Source organism: Kiloniella spongiae (assembly GCF_001026905.1).
Taxonomy (GTDB): domain Bacteria; phylum Pseudomonadota; class Alphaproteobacteria; order Kiloniellales; family Kiloniellaceae; genus Kiloniella; species Kiloniella spongiae.
Map to the genome: position 1 here is coordinate 227,296 of NZ_LAQL01000002.1, position 19,717 is coordinate 247,012.

Consider the following 19,717-nt stretch of genomic DNA (forward strand, 5'->3'; position numbering starts at 1 on the left):
CTTTTACAAGTCTAAAATTTGTTGTTTAAAAATAACTAATTTCTGCACTAGCCTTTAAAACAATATAACGACTGTTTAATAAGCTCTCGCCCTTCTTTTTCACCTCTATAATTAGAAAAGATTTTTTTAATATCAGGGCACAAAGATTTAAAATCTTGATCAATTAAATCCAGCTCCATAGCCCTTTTCCTGAGAAGCACTCTATCGTCTAGCCTTTCTAGTTGATTTTTAACTTTTAAAAGGCTTTGAAAAAAAAGTTTAAATTCCTCAGGAGAGAGATAAGACAATAAAACGGTGACTCTTGTTATAACAGGAAGGCATTCTAGTGAAGAAATGCATATATCCGATATAGAGTATGCAAACAGGCTTCCGTTCAACAAGCTTAACCTGCATCCTTTTGATATTACTTCTGGGAATGCAATAATTTCTATGGTGTAAACTTTAGTATACGAACAACCACTAGATTCAAAATATGCATCGCCAAGCGATTTAAAGAGTGCATTATTGTTTTGTTTCGGTCTAGTTTGGATCAAAGCACTTAAATGAACAATTCTTTCCGCAGAACTAACTGAATTTTTGATTAAACTTTTTTCAAAAGGAATATAGTTCTCAGGAAGAAGTAAACTCTCATTCTCGAGGTTTTCAGCACTAGTTTCAAAACGTGTTTCAAAAATATCACCCTTAATTCGCACGATATATTTAACATAGTTGTTTGCGTTATCTGTTCTTTCCTTGCAATCAGAGCCTTGGCAAATCGTAACTGTAGAGTTTGGATCTAAAGAAAGGATTTGACGTTGAAATCTTGCAGCATGTTCTTCAGCATTTTCAGCATACTCAATGATAATTTCATTAGCTGCCGCTTTCCCGACTCCGCCCACAATGACAAGCCCAAAGCAAACAAATAACAAAATAGAATTAATAGAGTGCATTAACCAAAGCATATAATTCTTTTTCTTTTCAAATAAACTATTGTGATGTTGATTTTTTAATTCTCACTATGTGGCTTTATATTACCACCTCCAAAGATAACGTAATGATCACAACACGACACCCTTAGTTTTACTCAAATACAATCAAAATCTTAAACAAATCAGTAATCACAAAAAAGCCCGCCGATTGGCGGGCTTTTTCTTCAACAATGTGCAATGTGGAATTACACCATACCAAGAGCATGCTTATAGACGTCGATAAGCTCTTCCTGCTCCATGCGTTCTTGTTGTTCCAGTTTGCGAAGAGAGACGATCTTGCGCATGATTTTTGTATCGAAACCAAGCGCTTTAGATTCGGCATAGACTTCCTTGATATCGTCGGCGATGCCTTTTTTCTCTTCTTCCAGGCGCTCAACGCGCTCGATAAAACCACGCAGACGGTCCGCCGTTATGCCAGCGATTTCACCTGGCACGGGCTCTGCGCTAGAGGAACTTGTTGTTTCTGTTGCCATATCATCTGTCTGGCTTTCGTCAGAAGTATTTTCTTCATAGCCTGATTCGAAATCGCTCATGCCCGGGGCCCTTTTATAAAATCACGTGTAATGAGTTGTCTCATAAATTGTCTGAGCGGAAATTAACGCCCTGCTTCTGCTTTGGCAATGCCCTGCATTAGGTAGGGAAACTTTTTTATCAAATGTCTCTCGCTTACCACAGTCTGCTTAATGGCTGGCTTAATTGACAAGCAAAGGATTAATTGATTGGCAAACTAGTTGTGCGCAGGTTTGCTTTTCTCAAAGGCAGCTTTTTGTTCTGCGGTTGCTTCCAGCTGGTGTTTCGCTTTCCACTCGTCATAAGGCATACCATAGACAGTCTCGCGTGCCTGTCCATAATCCATTGTCTCGCCTTTTTCTTCGGCAGCGGCCATATACCATTTAGATAGGCAGTTCCGGCAAAATCCGGCGAGGTTCATCATATCAATATTCTGAACATCCGTGCGATCTTGCAGATGTGAAACAAGGCGTCTGAAGGCGGCAGCTTCCAGTTCCAGTTTGGTTTGTTCGTTCATAATTTTCTTCTCCCAAAACAAGGTATCTCTTTATGTGCTTATCCTTACAGGTAGCACTTTATTTCTTTGAGTGACGGGCAATGCAATACCTCTTCAAAGGCATTGATCATATGTGTCGTCCATTGATCTATCCCTGCCTGATCAGAAATCAGGTCCTGACGAATTTCGATCAAAACATTGGGCAGGCCTCGCCGATCCGCATGGATTTCCATTGTATGTCCATGATCATCCCGTCCAGAGTAAGGGACATTATCCCCGCAATTAAACCCCTGGCGCTTAAAAGTTTCAATCAATGGTACCGGAATGCGCGGATCCTGGTTCCATAGCACACAGACAGGCCACGGGCGTTCAACACCCGCCATTTCATGAGTCATGCTGTGCATGGACACGACAATCGGCACCTGTCCCTGTTCAATCATGCGATCCAGCGTCATCTGAATTTGGTTGTGATAGGGCCAGTAAAAAGCGTTCAGGCGGGCTTCACGTTCAGCCTCGGGCATATCCAGATTGGCTGGCACATGGCACCCGTCGCTGACCACAGGCATCAGACCCTCGTTATCCAACTTGCGGTTTGGATCAACCAACAGGCGCGAAAAGTTACTGAAGATCGCACGGGATTTAAAGTGTTCGGCAAGGCCCTCTGTCACGCCCTTGATGCCAATATCATAGGCCACGTGGCGCGTCAGATGGTGATCTTCAACACCAAGGCTGTTGCGGGATTTAGGAATAAAGGATGTCGCGTGATCGCACAGAAAAACAAAAGGGGTGTCAGCATCTTCATTAATAACGTTCACCGGGCTTGGTTCATCCGAAGCCAGAATTTGGATATCCATTATCTTCCTATTACTTTTAACTTAACACAGCCCAGAGCAAGGTGTCTCAACTCGAGGCTTTAACTTTGCACAATATTTATTGACCACTACATTAGAGCGCAAGACTTTGGGCCTCTCTCAATATTGTAATGGCTTGGTGTGATTTCCATAGGAGCTTTTTCCATGACAACTGAAAGCCATTTCATGTAAAGCCCGACAAGCTATCTACCATCAAAGGCAAAAACCGACCAGATTTTTCATCACAACGTCAAAGAAAGACGGGAATCACCTCTTTTGCACAGGCTTCTCTTGACGAAAGGCCCTGTTCATTTCCATAAAGGCATCTTGGTTATGACACTTGATAAGCGAAGGCCCTGTAGATGAACGCGATATCCCCTCAAAAGTTCCTACGAGATCTCTTCCAGGCTGGTCTGGATGCAGCAAATCCCCGATTGGCTGTCCCGGATTATTTACCAAAACCTCCCAAGGGAAAAACCGTGGTGATTGGTGCCGGAAAAGCCGCTGCGGCCATGGCCAAAGCGGTCGAGGAAAACTGGGAAGGCCCCATCGAAGGTCTTGTCGTCACCCGTTATGACCACGATATGCCAGAAGGCGAAAAATGTACTCGCATTGAAGTTGTCGAAGCCGCCCATCCCGTACCCGATGCAGCCGGTCGTGAGGCTGCAAAGCGGATCCATGAAATGGTTCAGGGTCTCAGTCCCGATGACCTTGTTCTTTGTCTTATTTCCGGCGGCGGTTCGTCTCTGCTGGCCCTGCCCGCCGATGGCCTGTCCCTTGAAGACAAACAGACGATCAACAAGGCCTTGTTGAAATCCGGTGCAAACATCATCGAAATGAACACGGTGCGCAAGCACCTGTCAGCCATTAAAGGCGGACAGCTTGCCGCCGCTGCGGCCCCGGCACAGATGGTCAGTCTATTGATTTCTGACGTTCCCGGCGATGACCCTGATGTCATCGCATCCGGCCCAACAGTTCCGGACCCCAGCACCTTTGCAGATACCCGCGCCATTCTGACCAAGTACGATATTACGCCACCAGCATCGGTTGTCGCCCATCTTGAAAAAGCCGAGAAAGAAACGCCAAAACCAAACGATCCAGTTTTTGCCAACTGCTCAATGCATATGATTTCCCGTCCGCAAGATTCCCTTGATGCGGCCAAGCTTGTTGCTGAGAAGCATGGTTTTACACCTGTGGTCCTAGGCGATTCAATCGAAGGGGAAGCCCGTGAAGTCGCCAAGGTTATGGCCGCCATTGCAAGACAGGTCACCAACCACGATCAGCCTGCGCAAGCCCCTTGTGTTCTGTTATCCGGTGGCGAGACAACTGTAACGGTCAAAGGAAATGGTCGCGGGGGCAGAAACGCAGAGTTCCTGCTCGCTCTTGCTGTTGAATTGGATGGTGCCGCGGATATCTATGCCCTTGCCTGTGATACCGACGGCATCGACGGCAGTGAAGACAACGCTGGTGCGATTTTAGGTCCCGATACGCTTGAACGTGCAGAAAAACTTGGTATCAGTGCCAAAGAACATCTTGCTAATAATGACGGTTATAGCTTCTTTGAAGCTCTTGACGACCTCATCATCACTGGGCCAACACGTACAAACGTCAACGATTTCCGCGCTATTGCGATTATGCCCAAGAGTTAATGACTGCGAAATAAAGTTACGCTAATTACACGACCTAAGACAGGTTGCCTAAAGAGCAACCTGTTTTTTTGCGCGTTTCATATCCACAAATGACTGTGCAGAAAACAGAAAAACCGCGAACCAGATCAACCCAAAAGAAATCGCGTGTACTTCGGTAAAGGCTTCACCAAAAAGCAACGTTGCCAACAACAGATTAACCGTTGGTCCCACGTATTGAATCATACCAATTGTTGAATAGTTCAAACGTCTGGCAGCCGCAGCAAAACAAACCAGCGGTACGGTTGTCACGACACCAGCCAGCATCAACATCAAACTGATCTCAGCACCACCAGCTATATAAGTCATCTCGTTCTGAGCACCAATCCAGATCAGATAGCCCAAAGCGATCGGTGTTACCATTGCCGTTTCCGCAAAAAGCCCGACCTGTGCCCCCACGGGCAAACGCTTTCTGATTAGCCCATAAAACCCGAATGACATTGCCAAGATCAAAGAAATCCAGGGAAATTCGCCCCCGATGTAAGTCAAATATCCCACAGCCACGGCGGCTAATCCCACCGCAATCCCCTGTAGCAACTTCAACCGCTCACCAAGTATGACAACGCCAAGAACTACGTTGACCAAGGGGTTGATATAATAACCCAAACTTGCTTCAACCAAGTGTCCATTGGAAATTGACCAGATAAAAACCAACCAATTCACCGCCACAAGTACGGCACTCAATAACAGCCATCCCCAGATTTTTGGCGAACTGAACGTCTCTTTAATCTCGGACCATCTTTTCCTTGCTAATAGCAGGAGAGTCAGAAGAACCAAAGACCAGATCACGCGATGACTCAAGACTTCCATAGGTCCTGCAGCTTCTACCTGCTTAAAATAAAGCGGCGTCAGCCCCCACCATAAAAATGCTGTCAGGGCGAGAAATACACCCTGAAGAGTATCACGTGTCATTTTGGAAATCCTTACCAGAGAATTTCAGACTACTCTGGGTCTATAAACTTTGCTAGTCAGATTGCACCTTAAGATCATTATTTTATAAAATATGCTATAAGAGGTTTTTCAACATTATCAGATGCTTCATTATTGGTGGGCAAGACCTCCCCTTATAGCTTTTGAACACAGTTTCAGGTTATTTTATTCTTAATTTAATAGCTTCTTGTCGGTTTCAGGCTTTCCCAAACGTCCTTCGCTTAATGACACTCAATGAAGAGGAAACATAATGCTCTATTCATTCCTAATTTATTCTGCCGAGGGTATTCACGGACGCCTTTCCCCCGAAGAACAAAAGCTGGCTTTCAAACGGCATCGCCTACTACAAGAGAAACTCGATGAAAGAGGGACTTTTGCATCAGCGAGGCTTATGCCCGTCAGCAACGCAGTCACCCTGAAACCCACAGTAGATCAGGACCAGAAAACATTGGTAACAGATGGTCCCTTTGCCGATACCAAAGAACAGTTCGTTGGCTTCTATGTGGCAGAGTTTTCAAATCTCGACGAAGCCATCAACATGGCGGACATGATCTCTACCCCCTATCACAGTATAGAAGTCAGACCGGTTTCATGGTCACGCGGTATGCTATCAAACTTAAAAGATGATTAATCTCGCGGTCAACCAACCGGAATAATCCAACATGCCTCATCATCCTTGGCTTCAGGCCAGATTTGCAGATATCCGTCCCAAGGCCATTGCCGCACTGGCCCGTTATTTCCGGGATATTGATCTTGCCGAAGAAAGCTTTTCTCTCGCCTGTGTTAAAGCGCTGGATGTATGGCAAAAGCAAGGATTACCCGATGATCCCTTTGCCTGGATTTTAACAGTTGGTCGCAATGCCGGGCGGGATATCATTCGCAAGAATAATACTCGTGACAATCACAAAACGCTCCAAGCTCAAGAAAGCACAAATCACGACGCTTTCGACGATGTTCCCCAAGAAAATGAATTCCGCGACGATGTTTTACGTCTGCTTTTTATTTGTTGTCATCCAAAGCTATCCATTCAGGATCAATCAGCACTCGCCCTGAAAATCGTCATCGGCTTGTCCGTCGAAGAAATTGCCTGTGCATTTCTTGTAAAACCCAAAACGATGGAACAGCGGATTACCCGGGCGAAAAAAACAATCGCAAAAGATAACATTCCTTTTCAAAGTCCGGATTTGATCGAACGTGCAGAACGCCTCAAAACCGTATCCCTGATGCTTTATCTGCTTTTTAACGAAGGTTGGTCCGCCAGTTCCGGCGAAGTACAGATAAAGGTTCTGTTGTGTGAAGAAGCAATTTATCTCACCAGACTTCTTTTAAGCCTCTTCCCTTCTCAAACAGAGACTATGGGCTTACTGGCCCTTATGTTATTTCAACACGCCAGATATCCGGCTCGCACTGATAATGACAAGCTTATCCTTCTAGAGCATCAGAATAGAAAACTTTGGAACCAGTCCATGATCGCCGAGGCCCACGTACTGTTGGAAAAAGCACTTCGGCATGGCACCCCGGGGTCCTTCCAAATTCAGGCGGCTATCGCAGGTGTTCATTCAAACGCAAAGGCATATGGGGTGACAGACTGGTTCGAAATTGAACGCCTTTATGCCGTGCTCTATGAATTTGAACCCACCCCGATTGTTAGGCTAAATCACGCTGTCGCCATTGCTAAAACCAAGGGAGTGGGAATAGCCCTAGCAATACTCGATGATCTTGGCGAAGAACTCCAGAACTACCGCTGGTTTCATTCAACCCGTGCTGCTTTTTTATTTGAATCTGGACAAAAAGAAAGAGCCAAAACTGCCTATCAAACAGCTTTGACATTAACGCCTACAGAACCGGAACAGGCCATTCTTCGGGAAAAAATTCTCGAGTGTGAAAAATAATTACTCCTCTTGTCGGTATTCACCTCTGTCATCCGTCCTTGGTTTATCTGCATCAGGCAGAAAGCATAAATCAAAGGATGAAACTATGTCACAAACAGCAATGACAACACCCGGCGCAGCTGGATGGATTGGCTATTCAGGTCCTAACAGAGACGAAGCTGTAAAATTCTACCGCGATGTTATGGAATGGACCTTAACTGATCTACCTATGAAAGACGGATCAAGTGTCCCTGGTATTCTTGTCGAAGATGAACTGATTGGCGGCTTTTCACCAGAACCTGCCGATCAAGGAGTATGGACAGTTTACATCACCGTCATAGATGTCGACGGTGCCACGGATAAAGCCCGTGCTGCAGGAGCTAGAATCCTCAGTGAACCCACTGACGTGCCCGGCGTTGGTCGTATTGCCGTCATCAATGATCCCTGTGGCGCTCGGATTGCCATGGTCACATACGAAAGCATGCAGAAATAGTTCTCAGCAATCTGCTCCATTCGCAAAGCTGCGGGCAGAAATGTTGGCAGCTTTTACTCCTATATTGTTTCTAAGGATTTTAAGATGAAACACTTTCTATCCCTGCTTGCCTTTGTGATCATCACCTTCGCAACTCAAGGCACATCACATATGTTGATCAATATCGAACATTATGAAGCTTTGGGTTTCCTGCGAGCTGAACCGATCTTTCTGCTGGGTTTTATTGCCATGCTTATCCAAGGGGCGATCATGACCGGGTGTCTCCACCTTTTGGCCCCCGAGGGCGCAACGATCAGATTGGGACTGATTGTTTCCCTCGGTTTCGGCCTATTCCTCTCGTCCTATATAAGCTTTGCTTCGCCCGCGAAATATGCCGTGCCCTTAATCTGGGAATGGATCACCGTCGAGTTGTCGGTCAGTGCCATCCAGTTCACTACTTTTGGCATAGTCCTTGGTTTCATTCACTCACTTTTCAAAGCTAAAACGAGATCAGAACTTAAGCAGGCACTTTGAATTTCGTTAATCCTTTTGCAGAGGGTAAGTTGTGCGATACAGAGCTAGTTGGCTTCCTGCTGTTTCAACCACTTTAGAATTGCTTGATTGGCCTCTTCCGGCTTTTCCTGCTGGATCCAATGTCCGCAATCCAGATTAACCACGTCAACATTTGGCACGAACTCTGATAGCTTTTCTGACTTCGCAACCACATCCCTGTCACCGTATATCATAAGAGCAGGTTGCTGAATGATAGGGCTTATATTCGCCAATAGATACCAGTTGCGGTCAAGGTTCCTGTACCAGTTGATACTACCCGTGAACCCTGATGCCTCAAATGCAGAGACAAAAACAGCAAGATCGTTGTCACTCATGATTGCGTCACCCTGCAGTGTTTCTGTTCTAGCCAGATTGATCATCATCATACCCGGTTGAGGTGGGGCTGGAGGTACATTTTTGCGAAATATATTACGAAGAAACCGGGATGTATTTTTATCCAATACAGCGTCTGCGACACCTGGCTGTCGATTAAAGTGCACAAAATAGAAATCCCTGCCAAAGATCTCTTCCATCAATTCGATCCAGGGCTTCTCTCCACGCTCCTGATAAGGCAAAGACAGGTTTATGACTTTATTTACCCGATCCGGGTGTAACAAGGTCAGGCCCCAAACGACCATTGCCCCCCAATCATGCCCGACGAAAATGGCATCTTCGTATCCATAATGATCAAGAAGTCCAACAAGATCACCGGACAAGTGTTCAATGTCATAGTCAGATACTTCGACCGGGCAGGATGAATTACCATACCCTCGCTGATTGGGGACGATGACGTGATAACCGGCCTCGGCAAGTACAGGGATCTGATGGCGCCATGAAAAGGCGTGTTCTGGCCACCCGTGACAGAGAATGATCGGGTTTCCTGCATTCTGCTGACCAGCTTCAAAGACTTCCAACTCCACGCCGTTAACAGAAACAAAGGTGGGTTTTGGAAAGTCGGTTGCAATAGACATTGTATTTCCTTTTAGCTTTTGTTCCAGAGTCTTACGGACGTGTGGGGTAACCACAAAACTTCCTTATCGACCTCTGCACACATTGATTAAAAGAAAATGGTGCCAGATAATGGCACTATTTATTGGTAATCTCACAGAATGAATGTACGCCTTCGACATGACACTATTGTGCGCAGTCTTCGCCGCAACGGGACCTCGACAATCGCAGACTTAGCAGAAGAGGTTGGGGCATCAAGACGAACAATACTGCGTGACATTAGTGCACTGCGCGACGAGGGCTTTGTCATTCATTCCGAGCCTGGCCGTGGGGGCGGCTTGCAACTTGATCCGCAATCAGTTCAGACCACTGCACGGCTTTCTGTTGATGAAATTTTTGCACTTCTCATCAGCGTCGCATCCATGCGTGCAGCCGGAATTTTACCCTTTTCGGCCCTCGCAGATGCCGGGCTCGCCAAAATAGAAAAGGCCCTGCCATCAGACAAAATACGCGACTTGCGGCAGTTTTTGGATTGTCTGTACATCGGAAAACTTTCACCGCTGGTCGATATATCAGATATGAAAGCTATAGATCCTGAACTATTGCCGGCATTCGAAACAGCTTTTCTCCAACGCCTGCACTTAAGTTTCCAATACAGTGACGCAAAAGGGGCTGTAACAGCACGAATTGTTGAACCACAAGCTATGCTGATCTTACCGCCGCTGTGGTATTTGGTCGCCTGGGATCCTGAGCGTGAAGATTTTCGTCACTTCCGAATGGATCGCATCAGCAAACCAGAATACCTTCCAAATACAACATTTCGACGACGACATGTCCCCTTCGAAAATCATGTCTCCCCAATTCGTGATTTATCTCGCTAACTTTCAGAAGACTTATTCGTTTATCACTCCAAAACCTCCGGCTTCGGTCCACCTGTGGCCCAGTCGAGCAGTTCGACGTTATGAACAACGGGGATATCTGTTCCTGAAGATATCTGACACTGACAGCCGATATTACCAGTAGCAATGATATCCGGTGTCAGTGTTTCAATGTTTTTAACTTTGCGATCACGGAGCTTCTCAGCTAACTCAGGCTGCATAATGTTGTAGGTTCCTGCTGAACCACAGCACAGATGCCCCTCGGGTACATCGCGCACGACAAAGCCAGCACCCGTTAAAAGTTCTTTTGGCTGCTTGGTAATTTTCTGACCATGCTGAATTGAACAGGGGGCGTGGTAGGCAACAATCTTTGCAGGTTGATGCTCCTCCTCTTTATCTACCAGTGTCAAAGGTTCAAGCTCGGCAAGGTATTCTGTGATATCTTTTGCTAGGCCAGAGATCTTCGCCGCACGTTCTGCCCATTCAGGGTCATTGCGAAGCATAAAGCCATAGTCTTTGATAGTCGTCCCGCACCCGGACGCATTGGTAATAATGGCATCCAGTCCCGCACCCTCGACTTCGGCCATCCAACCTTGAATAGCAGCTTTCATCTGCGGCTCTGCCATTGTCTCTTTGCCCATATGGTGAACAAGCGATCCGCAGCACCCCACACCTTTAGCAACAACGACTTCGATACCATGCCTGGTTAAAAGCCTGATCGTTGCTTCATTTATAGAAGGCGCAAGAACAGTTTGAGCGCATCCCGATAACAATGCCACACGTCCTTTCTTTTCTCCGACAGCTTTGAAGGTTTGAGGCTGATCAACAACACTTGCAGCGGGGAGTTCCTTTGGCGCAAGATCAACCAGCGCCTTTATCCTTCCAGAGACAAAGTTCTTCACCAACGGTTTTGTCAAAGAGGCAATGTTCAATGCGCCGCGAAACCAAAAGGGTCGAGGGATAAGATAACTCAAAAGATTGCGCAATATCCGCTCGAACAAAGGGCGCTTATAGGTATGTTCCACATGGTTTCGGGCATGGTCCACCAGATGCATATAGTTCACCCCCGACGGACAGGTCGTCATACAGGACAGACAAGACAAACAGCGGTCGAGGTGCTTTGTCACCTCTGCTGTTGCTGCTTCTCCTTTTTCCAACATCCCCTTGATCAAATAGATCCGCCCGCGAGGACTATCCAGTTCATCCCCCAACAACACATAAGTCGGACAGGTTGCCGTGCAAAACCCGCAGTGCACACATTTTCGCAATATGTTCTCTGCTTCTTCAATGTTAGGGTCCGCCAACTGCGCGAGAGAAAAATTGGTTTGCATTTGTCTCTCCTATAGATCTGCGTATAAGCGACCGGGGTTCAGGATCGCCTTGGGGTCAAAGTTATCCTTTATCCGCTTCATCAGAGCATGCTCTCCCGGTTCAAGAGGCTGTTGGGGGTTTTCAGCGTCTTCAACACCTATAGCCGACCTCACTAACGTCGCATGTCCACCAACACTCTTTAGCTTATCCCGAAGAAGAGAAGCATTATGATCTCCTGTAAGTGACAGCCAGATAAGTCCCCCTGCCCAGTCATAATAATACTCAGCCTGCTCGTTGAACTTCAAACAGCCCATAAAAGCATTTCCTTGTGCTGGCGGTAGTGATATACGCCAAATAGATCTTTCCTCTGACTTTGATAGAACCTCTGCATCACGAAGCTTTTGCCATAAAGATCGACTTTCCGGATCGGCAACCAAACTCCCTTGTCCAAAATCGACCAAAATCGATGCCAGTTTGTCTACCCTGTACGCAATTGACGGACCATGCCCCTCTAACCTGAACAGTGTCATCGCCCGCTCTTCAGCTTCCTGAGTAAGCTTATTGGAAATTATTTGCGGTATATGCGCAGCCGAAGAAACTTCGCACGAAGAGTTCAAGGCGACTGACATAGCCCTATTTGCCTCTTCATCTGAAAGCTCATAGAGAACATAACTTTTTTCTTCTGGAGGAGCAGGCAGAACCTTGATGGTAATGTCACTCATTACAGCAAGAGTTCCATAAGATCCCGCCATAAGCTTCATAAGATCATAGCCGGTCACATTCTTGACCACTCGACCACCGGATTTGAATGTTTCTCCTCGCCCGGAAACACCGGAAAAGCCGAGGAAATGATCTCTGGCAGCACCAGCCTTTAATCGACGTGGGCCCGATAGGTTACAAGCGATCATACCGCCAATCGTGCCAGCATCAGCTTTTCCCTTTAAAAGCGGGCCATAATCCATAGGCTCAAACGCCATGTACTGGTTATGCTTGGCAAGCTCTTCCTGGATTTCCATAAGCGATGTGCCTGCCCTAGCAGATAACACCAACTCTTCAGGTTCGTACAGGGTGATACCAGTTAACGCAGATACATCCAGTTGGTGATCAGCCTTCACAGATCTTCCAAGCTTTCGCTTACTTCCAGAACCGATAATCTCCATAGTCTCTTCTTGAGACAAAACCCATTGAATGGCCTCTTCCAATTGAGCTGCATTTTCTGGCTTGATATGACTCATAAAAACTCTCGTGACGTTTCTTATTATTCTTTTTTAATGGTCTGATTTTGTATTCTTCACTAGATAGCTTCAGAGCAAATCTAGAAACGAGGGATATCAGGAAAGGGTAATTTCCCTTTATGAATGTGCATGCGTCCCAGTTCGGCACAACGGTGTAGTTCTGGAAACACCTTACCCGGATTTAAAAGTGCCTTGCTATCAAACGCACATTTCACCCGTAACTGCTGCTTGAGGTCAATCTCGTTAAACATTTCCGGCATCAGATCCCGTTTTTCAACACCAACACCGTGCTCTCCGGTAAGGACGCCACCAACTTCAACACAAAGCTTTAGAATATCCGATCCAAAATCTTCGGCCTTTTCCAACTCTCCTGGATTATTCGCATCGTACATAATCAAGGGATGCAGATTGCCATCACCAGCATGAAAAACATTGGCAACACGTAGACCGTAGTGTTCGCTCATCTCTCTCATACGTTTGAGAACAAGGGGAAGCTTGTTACGAGGGATTGTGCCGTCCATACAATAATAATCCGGCGTCAATCGACCTACAGCCGGAAAAGCAGCCTTACGGCCAGCCCAAAATAGCTGTCGTTCGTCTTCATTCTGGCTAATACGACTGGTAACAGCCCCACATTTTTTAGAAATCCGAGAGACCTGAGCAATAAGGTAATCAACTTCGGCCTGAGGGCCATCTAGCTCAACAATCAGAAGCGCCTCGACATCCAGAGGATATCCTGCATTCACAAACGCTTCCGCAGCCTCAATGGCGGGCTTATCCATCATTTCCATACCGCCAGGCACAATACCTTCGGATATGATTGCGGCGACACAATCCCCCGCGCTTTCCGAGCTGGAAAAACCGAGCAAGAGTGCTCTTGCTGTTTCCGGTTGCGGCAAGATACGAACGGTTACCTCAGTGACAACCCCGAGAAGTCCTTCCGAGCCAGTCATTAATCCCAAAAGATCATATCCGGGACTATCCAGATGTTTACCCCCAAACCTTAAAACCGTCCCGTCAATAAGGACCATTTCAATACCCAGAAGATTGTTGGTAGTCAGACCGTACTTAAGACAATGTACGCCACCAGCATTCTCGGCAACATTACCGCCAATAGAGCACGCAATCTGGCTGGAAGGATCAGGGGCATAATAGAACCCTTTGCTCTCTACAGCTTTTGTAATCCCCAAGTTAGTGACACCGGGCTGGACAACGGCACAACGGTTATCATAATCAACTTCAATAACCTGATTAAACTTGCCCATACACAGCAAAATAGCATCTGCCAGTGGCAAAGCTCCACCCGACAGAGAAGTTCCTGACCCACGAGGAACAACTTTAACCCCCTCGGCATGGCAATAGGCCAAAACCTGGCTCACCTGTTCAACTGTTTGAGGAAGGACAGCCATCAAAGGAGGTTGACGATAGGCTGTTAGGCCATCTGATTCGTATACCTGTAATTCCCGATCACTTAATATCACGCCTTCACCGGGAACAATCTCCCTCAGGGTTTCAGCAATCTCATCTCTTCGAGCCATGATCGACCGATCAGGATCAGGCATCTTCATCAGGTTTCTCCCGGATTTTTCGTTCTGGCTTAGCCTCGCTTAACTTTTCAATAAGAACAAGCCTGAAGATAAAGAGTTTCTGTCACAGTATTTGAGACAGATAGGCATATCTAAGATTTATCTGATTAAAAAAGAAAAAAACCGCTCTCTCTAACGAGAGGCGGTTTTTTTCTTAAACTTCATTCTGACCAAGCGGCCAGACTGAACAAGATTAGCCCTGACGCGCTTTAAAGCGAGGGTTCTTCTTGTTGATGACATAAACCCGGCCGCGACGACGAACAACACGGCAGTTCTTATCGCGCAGCTTGGCAGTCTTCAGAGAGTTTACAACTTTCATGGTCCTACCTTTGGCAAAAAATGTGCCCGCTGATCGGGCTGTCGAGAAGCCCGGACAATATGTAAGGACCTCTAAGATGTCAACCGCCTGATCAAGCAGTGTGAAAACTGAGCGCTTCTATACGCAACTTTTCTGAGAAACAAAAGGGAAAAGAGACTCTTTTTTTGGATTCTTTACCAATCAGACAGCATTTGGGTCTGAGATTGCCTGATTGCGAGGAAACGATAGAGTCTTATCGTTCCCGATTCAAGGGCATGCGTCCGACGCGCCCACAATTCCATCTCGCTGACCAAAACTTCTTCCATCTTCTTGTCGGCACCATTTTCTTTCATTTGGCTCAAATAATTTGCCCAACCTCTTTTGACCATCTCTAGATAGCGATCTGTCATATCTTCAAAAATTCGACTTTGAACGTTACCTTCCGTAAAGCCTTTTTCGTATTCAAGCTTTGTCCAAACTTGAAGGTTCCCCCCTTCACCTTCTTTCCACGATTTCAAGATCTCTTCGTCAGGTTCACCATCAACAATGAAGTCCGTGAAAAGAAACTGGCCGCCGTCTTTCAAGGCACGACAGCTATCTTTGAAAAACTGCTCTTTATTTTGAATTGTGTAGAGAGATTCTTTCGAAAAAATGCAATCAAATGATTTAGGCTTGAACTCAAATTTTTCGGGATCGAAAGTCAGAACAGGTGCTTTTTTAGCCATCCCTGCCATGGTCGATATTTCCATTCCAGCCTCAACCATTTCGTGTTCGCGCTCCATACAAGTCACCCAAACACCAAACTTATCGGACATCGTCCGACCCACGCCACCAAGGCCTGCGCCAATATCAAGCACATTTTTGGAAGGATCTAACCCAAACGGCTTAATCAGCTCTTCAATGTACTCTTCGTCGCCAGGGCTTCCGTTCCCCGCCCCCCATACATCTTGAATAAGTTGAATACGAAGATTTTCCCACTCATGACTATCCGCCCGAACGTTGTGTTCTTTTATAACAGGCATCGGCGGCGCTTTTGGAACGATGCGTAACTCATAGCCGAACCACCAGGCCTTCAATCGATCGAAGAACGATATCTGGCCTTTCATGACTTGTGTATTGGCTGATTTTGCCATCTAAGCAGTGCTCCTCATGCCCAGAAGGCTACCGTACTGATATGCAAACCACAAACGCGAACAAACTCATCTCCTACACTAACCACTGACGTAGTGGTTACCCCCCCAGGTACTTATAGCGTCAGTCATTTAAAATATAATGATTTTTGGTATAATAACACAATCACATCGAATATTTACAGAGATGATAATAACAGCACTTCGCTGTCAGGGGCAACCATCCGTTTGTCCGGGATCACGCTGAATTGATATTAAGGCTGATATACGTGGACTATAGATTGCCGCACGTGAAATCTGAGTATCTTCAACAATATTATCAAATATCAAAGGTTTATAATCGTAATAAACCTCTGCAATAATAATATTGTCCAACGGGTCAACATCTAAAGCATTCGGAATTGTTGCTGTCGTTCCCGCGAGACCAACAGTACCTGCCACAGCTAAATTACCTGCTCCACACTGTTTCCAATTCACCTGTGGAGGATCTTCGCCGGTTCCACTTACCGATGAAACAATGATAATCCCGTTCGCCCTTAAGTCAAATGGATGAATAATATAATCCGCTGCATTAAAGAGGACATTCATCTCTGTTGCGGACATATTTCTGGATTGCGTCACAAGGTCACTAATTTCTGCAGTTAGCCTCAATATCTTATGTTGTATCCATATATACCTGCTCATTTCAATGGCACCAGACAATATGATCAACAGAATAGGGAGAATAAGCGCCAATTCGACAAGTGCAACACCACCATCGCACTTTAGAAGGCGTCGTAAGAACAAACCGCACCTGGATACATACAGAAAAATAAAACGCTGTATTGAAAATATATTTTTCAACAAGAAGCACCCCCGCCATAGGGTTCATTTCTAACGGCAACACTTGCCCGGAGTTTAACCTTACCATTCTGCCCAACTATATGAGCAATATACCCCGTAATGAGTTGTGTCTCGTGCTCAACAGAATAGAGCACAACTTCTGAGCCATTCCCGGCACCATCAAAACCGGCATCCTCATCCCAAGAACCGTTACAATTCAGATCGGTAAAAACTTCACCAACGTCATAGGCATTATTTCCATCAGCATCGACATAAGGTTCAGGGTCTCCAATGGAATCAAAATCCTTATAAACCAACGTTGACAATTCATCAGCTTGAACCTGAACAAAACCTGCCCCATGTGCGTTGATCGTCTCCAGTATTTTTTCTTCTTTTGTTACGCCTGGCTCTAAATTTCCGGTAACACCATAGCGAGCCGCTTCCCTTAATCCGCCTTCCAATAAAATTGTGGCAAAATAAACGCCCCCCAGGTCAAAAATACCCAGAACGAAGGTAAGGAAAATTGGTAAACCAAGCGCATACTCCAATGCAACAGAACCTCGGTTGCACATTCGGAGCCTTTGTATTCGGCTTTTTCGAAAAAGAGTTTTCATCAAAGTCATTTTGATAGTCGAAGCTCGGATAGTTCTGTGCCAATCTTCTCAAATGCCTTTTCCAGCTCTGCCGCACTATCTGCTTTAAAATAATACGGCGCTGTCGTTGCACTTGCGACACTCTTCATTAAGTTTGTTTCAACATGATACTCGACAACATATATATCTACACCCGTTGCTTTAATCTGTGCAGCAACTGCCGATAACCGATCATTCATCTCGGAAACATTCAAATCACCTTTGTAGGCATCTCTATACGAACTGGTATTTAATCCATCTGTCATTATGACGATTGCTCGACGCAGATTGCTTTTAATACTTGCTTGATTATAAGGTTCTCCGGGCATCAGAGTACGCCAGGCCCAGACTAATCCCTGAGCAATCGTTGTCGTACCAGTTGGATTGGAAAGTTCTTCAATAGCATCTGTCGCATGACTTTTTGTACCTGAAAGCTTCGAAATTCCCCACTCAGGACAACGAACAGTATATAAATTACCATTACTCGGATTAACCACACGACGGGGCATTGGCTCCCAAGCTTCCCAGATCGTACCCCCGACATCAGCATCATACAGAAGATGGTCAGCATCATCATCATTACTATTGTCGGTATAACGAGCATAGGCGCATCCCTGCCAATCACTATCAGGCTCTGTTATAAATGGTACCGGAGAATTGTTTGTATACCAGTGTCCATCGACAAAAGTATTTAAGCCAGAGTCATAAGAAACACCGCGCTCGGCAACGTTTACTGCCGCAGACCATGGCACTAGACCAACTTGTAAATTATCACTCTCGGTTTCATTACCGAAAAGTTTATTAACAAGAATATCAGCAGCATCCTTGGCAGAACTCAAGCGTGTACCAGAACCATCAGAACTCCCCATTGACCCTGTAGTATCAATAGAAACCACCACATCAAGTGGCGTGATAAGTCGAGTTACTTCTGAACTGGCGGAAACAGACATTGTGTCTTCCCCAAGAACACTCATCAATGTTGTATCTAAAATTGCCGAAGCTGAAACAGTTACTTTGGTTCCGTTGTCACTAATAACAGGCGGCGCAAGTGTAATATCCACACCCATAAAACTACTAGGGAAGTTAGCATCAAAATACTTAGTGAACTCAGCCTGCAATTTAACGACATTGTCAGCATAAGGTGCTGCAGCCAAGGCAGAAGCATCCAATGCCTGGCTTAAGCGTGCTTTAACAACATAACCTCGCCCCACATCGACACCCAAACCAACCACGGCAATAAGAGGCACAACAATTACACCAAAATTAATGAAGATAGAGCCTTTCTCGCAGGCATAAAACGTCCTTGCCGCTTGATTAATGCGGATCGTACGTTCGACAAGTCTTGTCGCTATCACAGAAAAAGGTTTTATCACTAGCTCGCCCTATTAATTTGAGCACCAATGGCTATTTAATGCATCGCTTCTGATGCTTCAGCTTAATTCAGACACATGGAATTAACTCATCATGCACTTTTACCAAAAGAGCAATTAAAAAAAGATTAACGCTAACCCATTAAAACAAAACGATAATTTAGATAAAATTTGAGCTTTATTTTCAAACAAAAATAAAACTAACGATAACAACCCTGTACCTCGCCAAATTAATTTTGACCAAATTAATTCCGATAAAACAATTTGCTTAAGCACGAGAAGTTTTGACTTCAGAAATAACGTGGGTAAGTTTACTCATTTATTTATCTTATAAGACCTCCACAAACGACGAAGGCAGTGGAATGGAGCCCTATATTTTTCTCATTATAGCTTTTCTAGACTCCCTGATCTCCGCCGTATTTGGCCTAGGTAGCGGATTTATTGTTCTATCCTTCGGATCACTCTTCATCCCCATAAAAGATTGTATCGCGCTGACCACAATCCTTTTTATGGCATCGACATTCACGAAAACAATTCTATATCGTCAGCATATAAATTGGCGTCTCTCTGCAACAATAGCTTTGGGAAGCCTACCTTTTTCCTGGTTAGGCGCTGAAACGCTGGCCACAATCAATCCGGAACCGCTACGCCCACTATTATCAGGATTTATTATCCTCAGTGTTATTATTAGCACCCTTGGATTAAAGTTATCTCTCCCTCAAAGAACCTCCATCGCTCTCGGTGTCGCCGCCCTATATGGATATGTATCCGGATTACTTAGTAGCGGAAATCCCATCAAGGCATTAGCACTAGACCGCATGGGCTTTGAGAAACAGTCTTTTATCGGTGTAATGGCGGCAACCGCACTTGGCGTAAACACCACCAAATTAATCAGCTATTCAGATAACAGCATATTACGGGCAGAGCATTATCCAATTGGCACAGCCTTAATAATCATCTCAATCGCTTCAGCTCTGATCGGAAAAAAACTAATCTATAAAATTGAGAACCACAGATACAAACAAGGCCTGTCTATAATTCTTATTTTCTCTGCGATCATCTTGCTATTTAAATGACGGTGAAAAGGGTAGGTAAAAGAAAACCCCAAGGTTTCCCTTGGGGTTTTCATGGTGGGCGTAACTGGGATTGAACCAGTGACCCCTTCGATGTCA

The 19,717-nt window shown here is 45.5% G+C and carries 21 protein-coding genes; 7 read left to right on the top strand and 14 right to left on the bottom strand.

Going from position 1 to position 19,717, the window contains the following annotated elements; genetic code table 11:
• Positions 1 to 47 precede the first annotated feature (47 nt).
• The 4 genes from WH96_RS01040 to WH96_RS01055 all read right to left on the bottom strand — a co-directional run bounded on the left by WH96_RS01040 (position 48) and on the right by WH96_RS01055 (position 2,828).
• The gene (locus WH96_RS01040) at positions 48 to 941 is read right to left on the bottom strand and encodes a hypothetical protein (RefSeq protein ID WP_047762279.1); all 894 of its coding nucleotides are present in this window, start codon (positions 939 to 941) and stop codon (positions 48 to 50) included.
• Between the two features lie 212 nt (positions 942 to 1,153).
• The gene (locus tag WH96_RS01045; protein WP_204248089.1) at positions 1,154 to 1,501 is read right to left on the bottom strand and encodes a GapR family DNA-binding domain-containing protein; all 348 of its coding nucleotides are present in this window, start codon (positions 1,499 to 1,501) and stop codon (positions 1,154 to 1,156) included.
• 194 nt (positions 1,502 to 1,695) lie between these two features.
• On the bottom strand, positions 1,696 to 1,995 hold the full coding sequence (locus WH96_RS01050) for a DUF1244 domain-containing protein (RefSeq protein ID WP_047762280.1): 300 nt from the start codon (positions 1,993 to 1,995) through the stop codon (positions 1,696 to 1,698).
• Between the two features lie 44 nt (positions 1,996 to 2,039).
• Complete coding sequence (locus WH96_RS01055; protein WP_047762281.1) at positions 2,040 to 2,828, bottom strand: N-formylglutamate amidohydrolase; 789 nt, start codon at positions 2,826 to 2,828, stop codon at positions 2,040 to 2,042.
• A 359-nt stretch (positions 2,829 to 3,187) separates the two neighbouring features.
• Between WH96_RS01055 and WH96_RS01060 the strand changes: the two genes are divergently transcribed.
• Entirely contained in the window at positions 3,188 to 4,474 is a 1,287-nt protein-coding gene (locus tag WH96_RS01060; protein WP_047762282.1) for a glycerate kinase type-2 family protein, read from the top strand.
• 48 nt (positions 4,475 to 4,522) lie between these two features.
• On the opposite strand, the gene rarD is transcribed toward WH96_RS01060, so the two are convergent.
• Positions 4,523 to 5,422 (bottom strand): EamA family transporter RarD, encoded by a 900-nt coding sequence (gene rarD, locus WH96_RS01065; RefSeq protein ID WP_047762283.1) that lies wholly within the window; start codon positions 5,420 to 5,422, stop codon positions 4,523 to 4,525.
• 268 nt (positions 5,423 to 5,690) lie between these two features.
• Here rarD and WH96_RS01070 point away from each other — a divergent pair, with 268 nt between their 5' ends.
• The 4 genes from WH96_RS01070 to WH96_RS01085 all read left to right on the top strand — a co-directional run bounded on the left by WH96_RS01070 (position 5,691) and on the right by WH96_RS01085 (position 8,317).
• Positions 5,691 to 6,071, top strand: coding sequence for a YciI family protein (locus WH96_RS01070; protein ID WP_047762284.1), 381 nt, complete (start codon positions 5,691 to 5,693; stop codon positions 6,069 to 6,071).
• A gap of 31 nt (positions 6,072 to 6,102) precedes the next feature.
• Complete coding sequence (locus WH96_RS01075) at positions 6,103 to 7,332, top strand: RNA polymerase sigma factor (protein ID WP_047762285.1); 1,230 nt, start codon at positions 6,103 to 6,105, stop codon at positions 7,330 to 7,332.
• A gap of 85 nt (positions 7,333 to 7,417) precedes the next feature.
• Positions 7,418 to 7,804, top strand: coding sequence for a VOC family protein (locus WH96_RS01080; protein WP_053005525.1), 387 nt, complete (start codon positions 7,418 to 7,420; stop codon positions 7,802 to 7,804).
• 84 nt (positions 7,805 to 7,888) lie between these two features.
• Complete coding sequence (locus tag WH96_RS01085; RefSeq protein ID WP_047762286.1) at positions 7,889 to 8,317, top strand: hypothetical protein; 429 nt, start codon at positions 7,889 to 7,891, stop codon at positions 8,315 to 8,317.
• A gap of 44 nt (positions 8,318 to 8,361) precedes the next feature.
• Here WH96_RS01085 and WH96_RS01090 read toward each other — a convergent pair whose 3' ends face one another.
• Positions 8,362 to 9,306, bottom strand: coding sequence for an alpha/beta fold hydrolase (locus tag WH96_RS01090; protein WP_047762287.1), 945 nt, complete (start codon positions 9,304 to 9,306; stop codon positions 8,362 to 8,364).
• 138 nt (positions 9,307 to 9,444) lie between these two features.
• Here WH96_RS01090 and WH96_RS01095 point away from each other — a divergent pair, with 138 nt between their 5' ends.
• Complete coding sequence (locus tag WH96_RS01095; protein ID WP_047762288.1) at positions 9,445 to 10,164, top strand: helix-turn-helix transcriptional regulator; 720 nt, start codon at positions 9,445 to 9,447, stop codon at positions 10,162 to 10,164.
• A gap of 23 nt (positions 10,165 to 10,187) precedes the next feature.
• Here WH96_RS01095 and glcF read toward each other — a convergent pair whose 3' ends face one another.
• The 8 genes from glcF to WH96_RS01135 all read right to left on the bottom strand — a co-directional run bounded on the left by glcF (position 10,188) and on the right by WH96_RS01135 (position 18,548).
• A complete protein-coding gene (gene glcF, locus WH96_RS01100) occupies positions 10,188 to 11,492 on the bottom strand; it encodes a glycolate oxidase subunit GlcF (RefSeq protein ID WP_047762289.1) in 1,305 nt (434 codons plus the stop codon).
• A 9-nt stretch (positions 11,493 to 11,501) separates the two neighbouring features.
• Complete coding sequence (glcE, locus tag WH96_RS01105) at positions 11,502 to 12,707, bottom strand: glycolate oxidase subunit GlcE (protein ID WP_047762290.1); 1,206 nt, start codon at positions 12,705 to 12,707, stop codon at positions 11,502 to 11,504.
• 80 nt (positions 12,708 to 12,787) lie between these two features.
• Complete coding sequence (locus WH96_RS01110; RefSeq protein ID WP_047762291.1) at positions 12,788 to 14,275, bottom strand: FAD-linked oxidase C-terminal domain-containing protein; 1,488 nt, start codon at positions 14,273 to 14,275, stop codon at positions 12,788 to 12,790.
• 211 nt (positions 14,276 to 14,486) lie between these two features.
• Positions 14,487 to 14,612 (bottom strand): type B 50S ribosomal protein L36, encoded by a 126-nt coding sequence (gene ykgO, locus WH96_RS01115; protein WP_046503444.1) that lies wholly within the window; start codon positions 14,610 to 14,612, stop codon positions 14,487 to 14,489.
• A 173-nt stretch (positions 14,613 to 14,785) separates the two neighbouring features.
• Positions 14,786 to 15,724, bottom strand: coding sequence for a class I SAM-dependent methyltransferase (locus WH96_RS01120; RefSeq protein ID WP_053005526.1), 939 nt, complete (start codon positions 15,722 to 15,724; stop codon positions 14,786 to 14,788).
• A 207-nt stretch (positions 15,725 to 15,931) separates the two neighbouring features.
• Positions 15,932 to 16,507, bottom strand: coding sequence for a TadE/TadG family type IV pilus assembly protein (locus tag WH96_RS01125; protein ID WP_162200097.1), 576 nt, complete (start codon positions 16,505 to 16,507; stop codon positions 15,932 to 15,934).
• 53 nt (positions 16,508 to 16,560) lie between these two features.
• Entirely contained in the window at positions 16,561 to 17,115 is a 555-nt protein-coding gene (locus WH96_RS01130) for a TadE/TadG family type IV pilus assembly protein (protein ID WP_047762293.1), read from the bottom strand.
• 47 nt (positions 17,116 to 17,162) lie between these two features.
• Positions 17,163 to 18,548 carry a pilus assembly protein TadG-related protein gene (locus WH96_RS01135; protein ID WP_047762294.1) on the bottom strand — a complete coding sequence of 462 codons (1,386 nt, stop codon included), beginning with the start codon at positions 18,546 to 18,548 and terminating at the stop codon, positions 17,163 to 17,165.
• Between the two features lie 281 nt (positions 18,549 to 18,829).
• Between WH96_RS01135 and WH96_RS01140 the strand changes: the two genes are divergently transcribed.
• A complete protein-coding gene (locus tag WH96_RS01140; RefSeq protein WP_156176650.1) occupies positions 18,830 to 19,621 on the top strand; it encodes a sulfite exporter TauE/SafE family protein in 792 nt (263 codons plus the stop codon).
• The last annotated feature ends 96 nt before the right edge of the window (positions 19,622 to 19,717 follow it).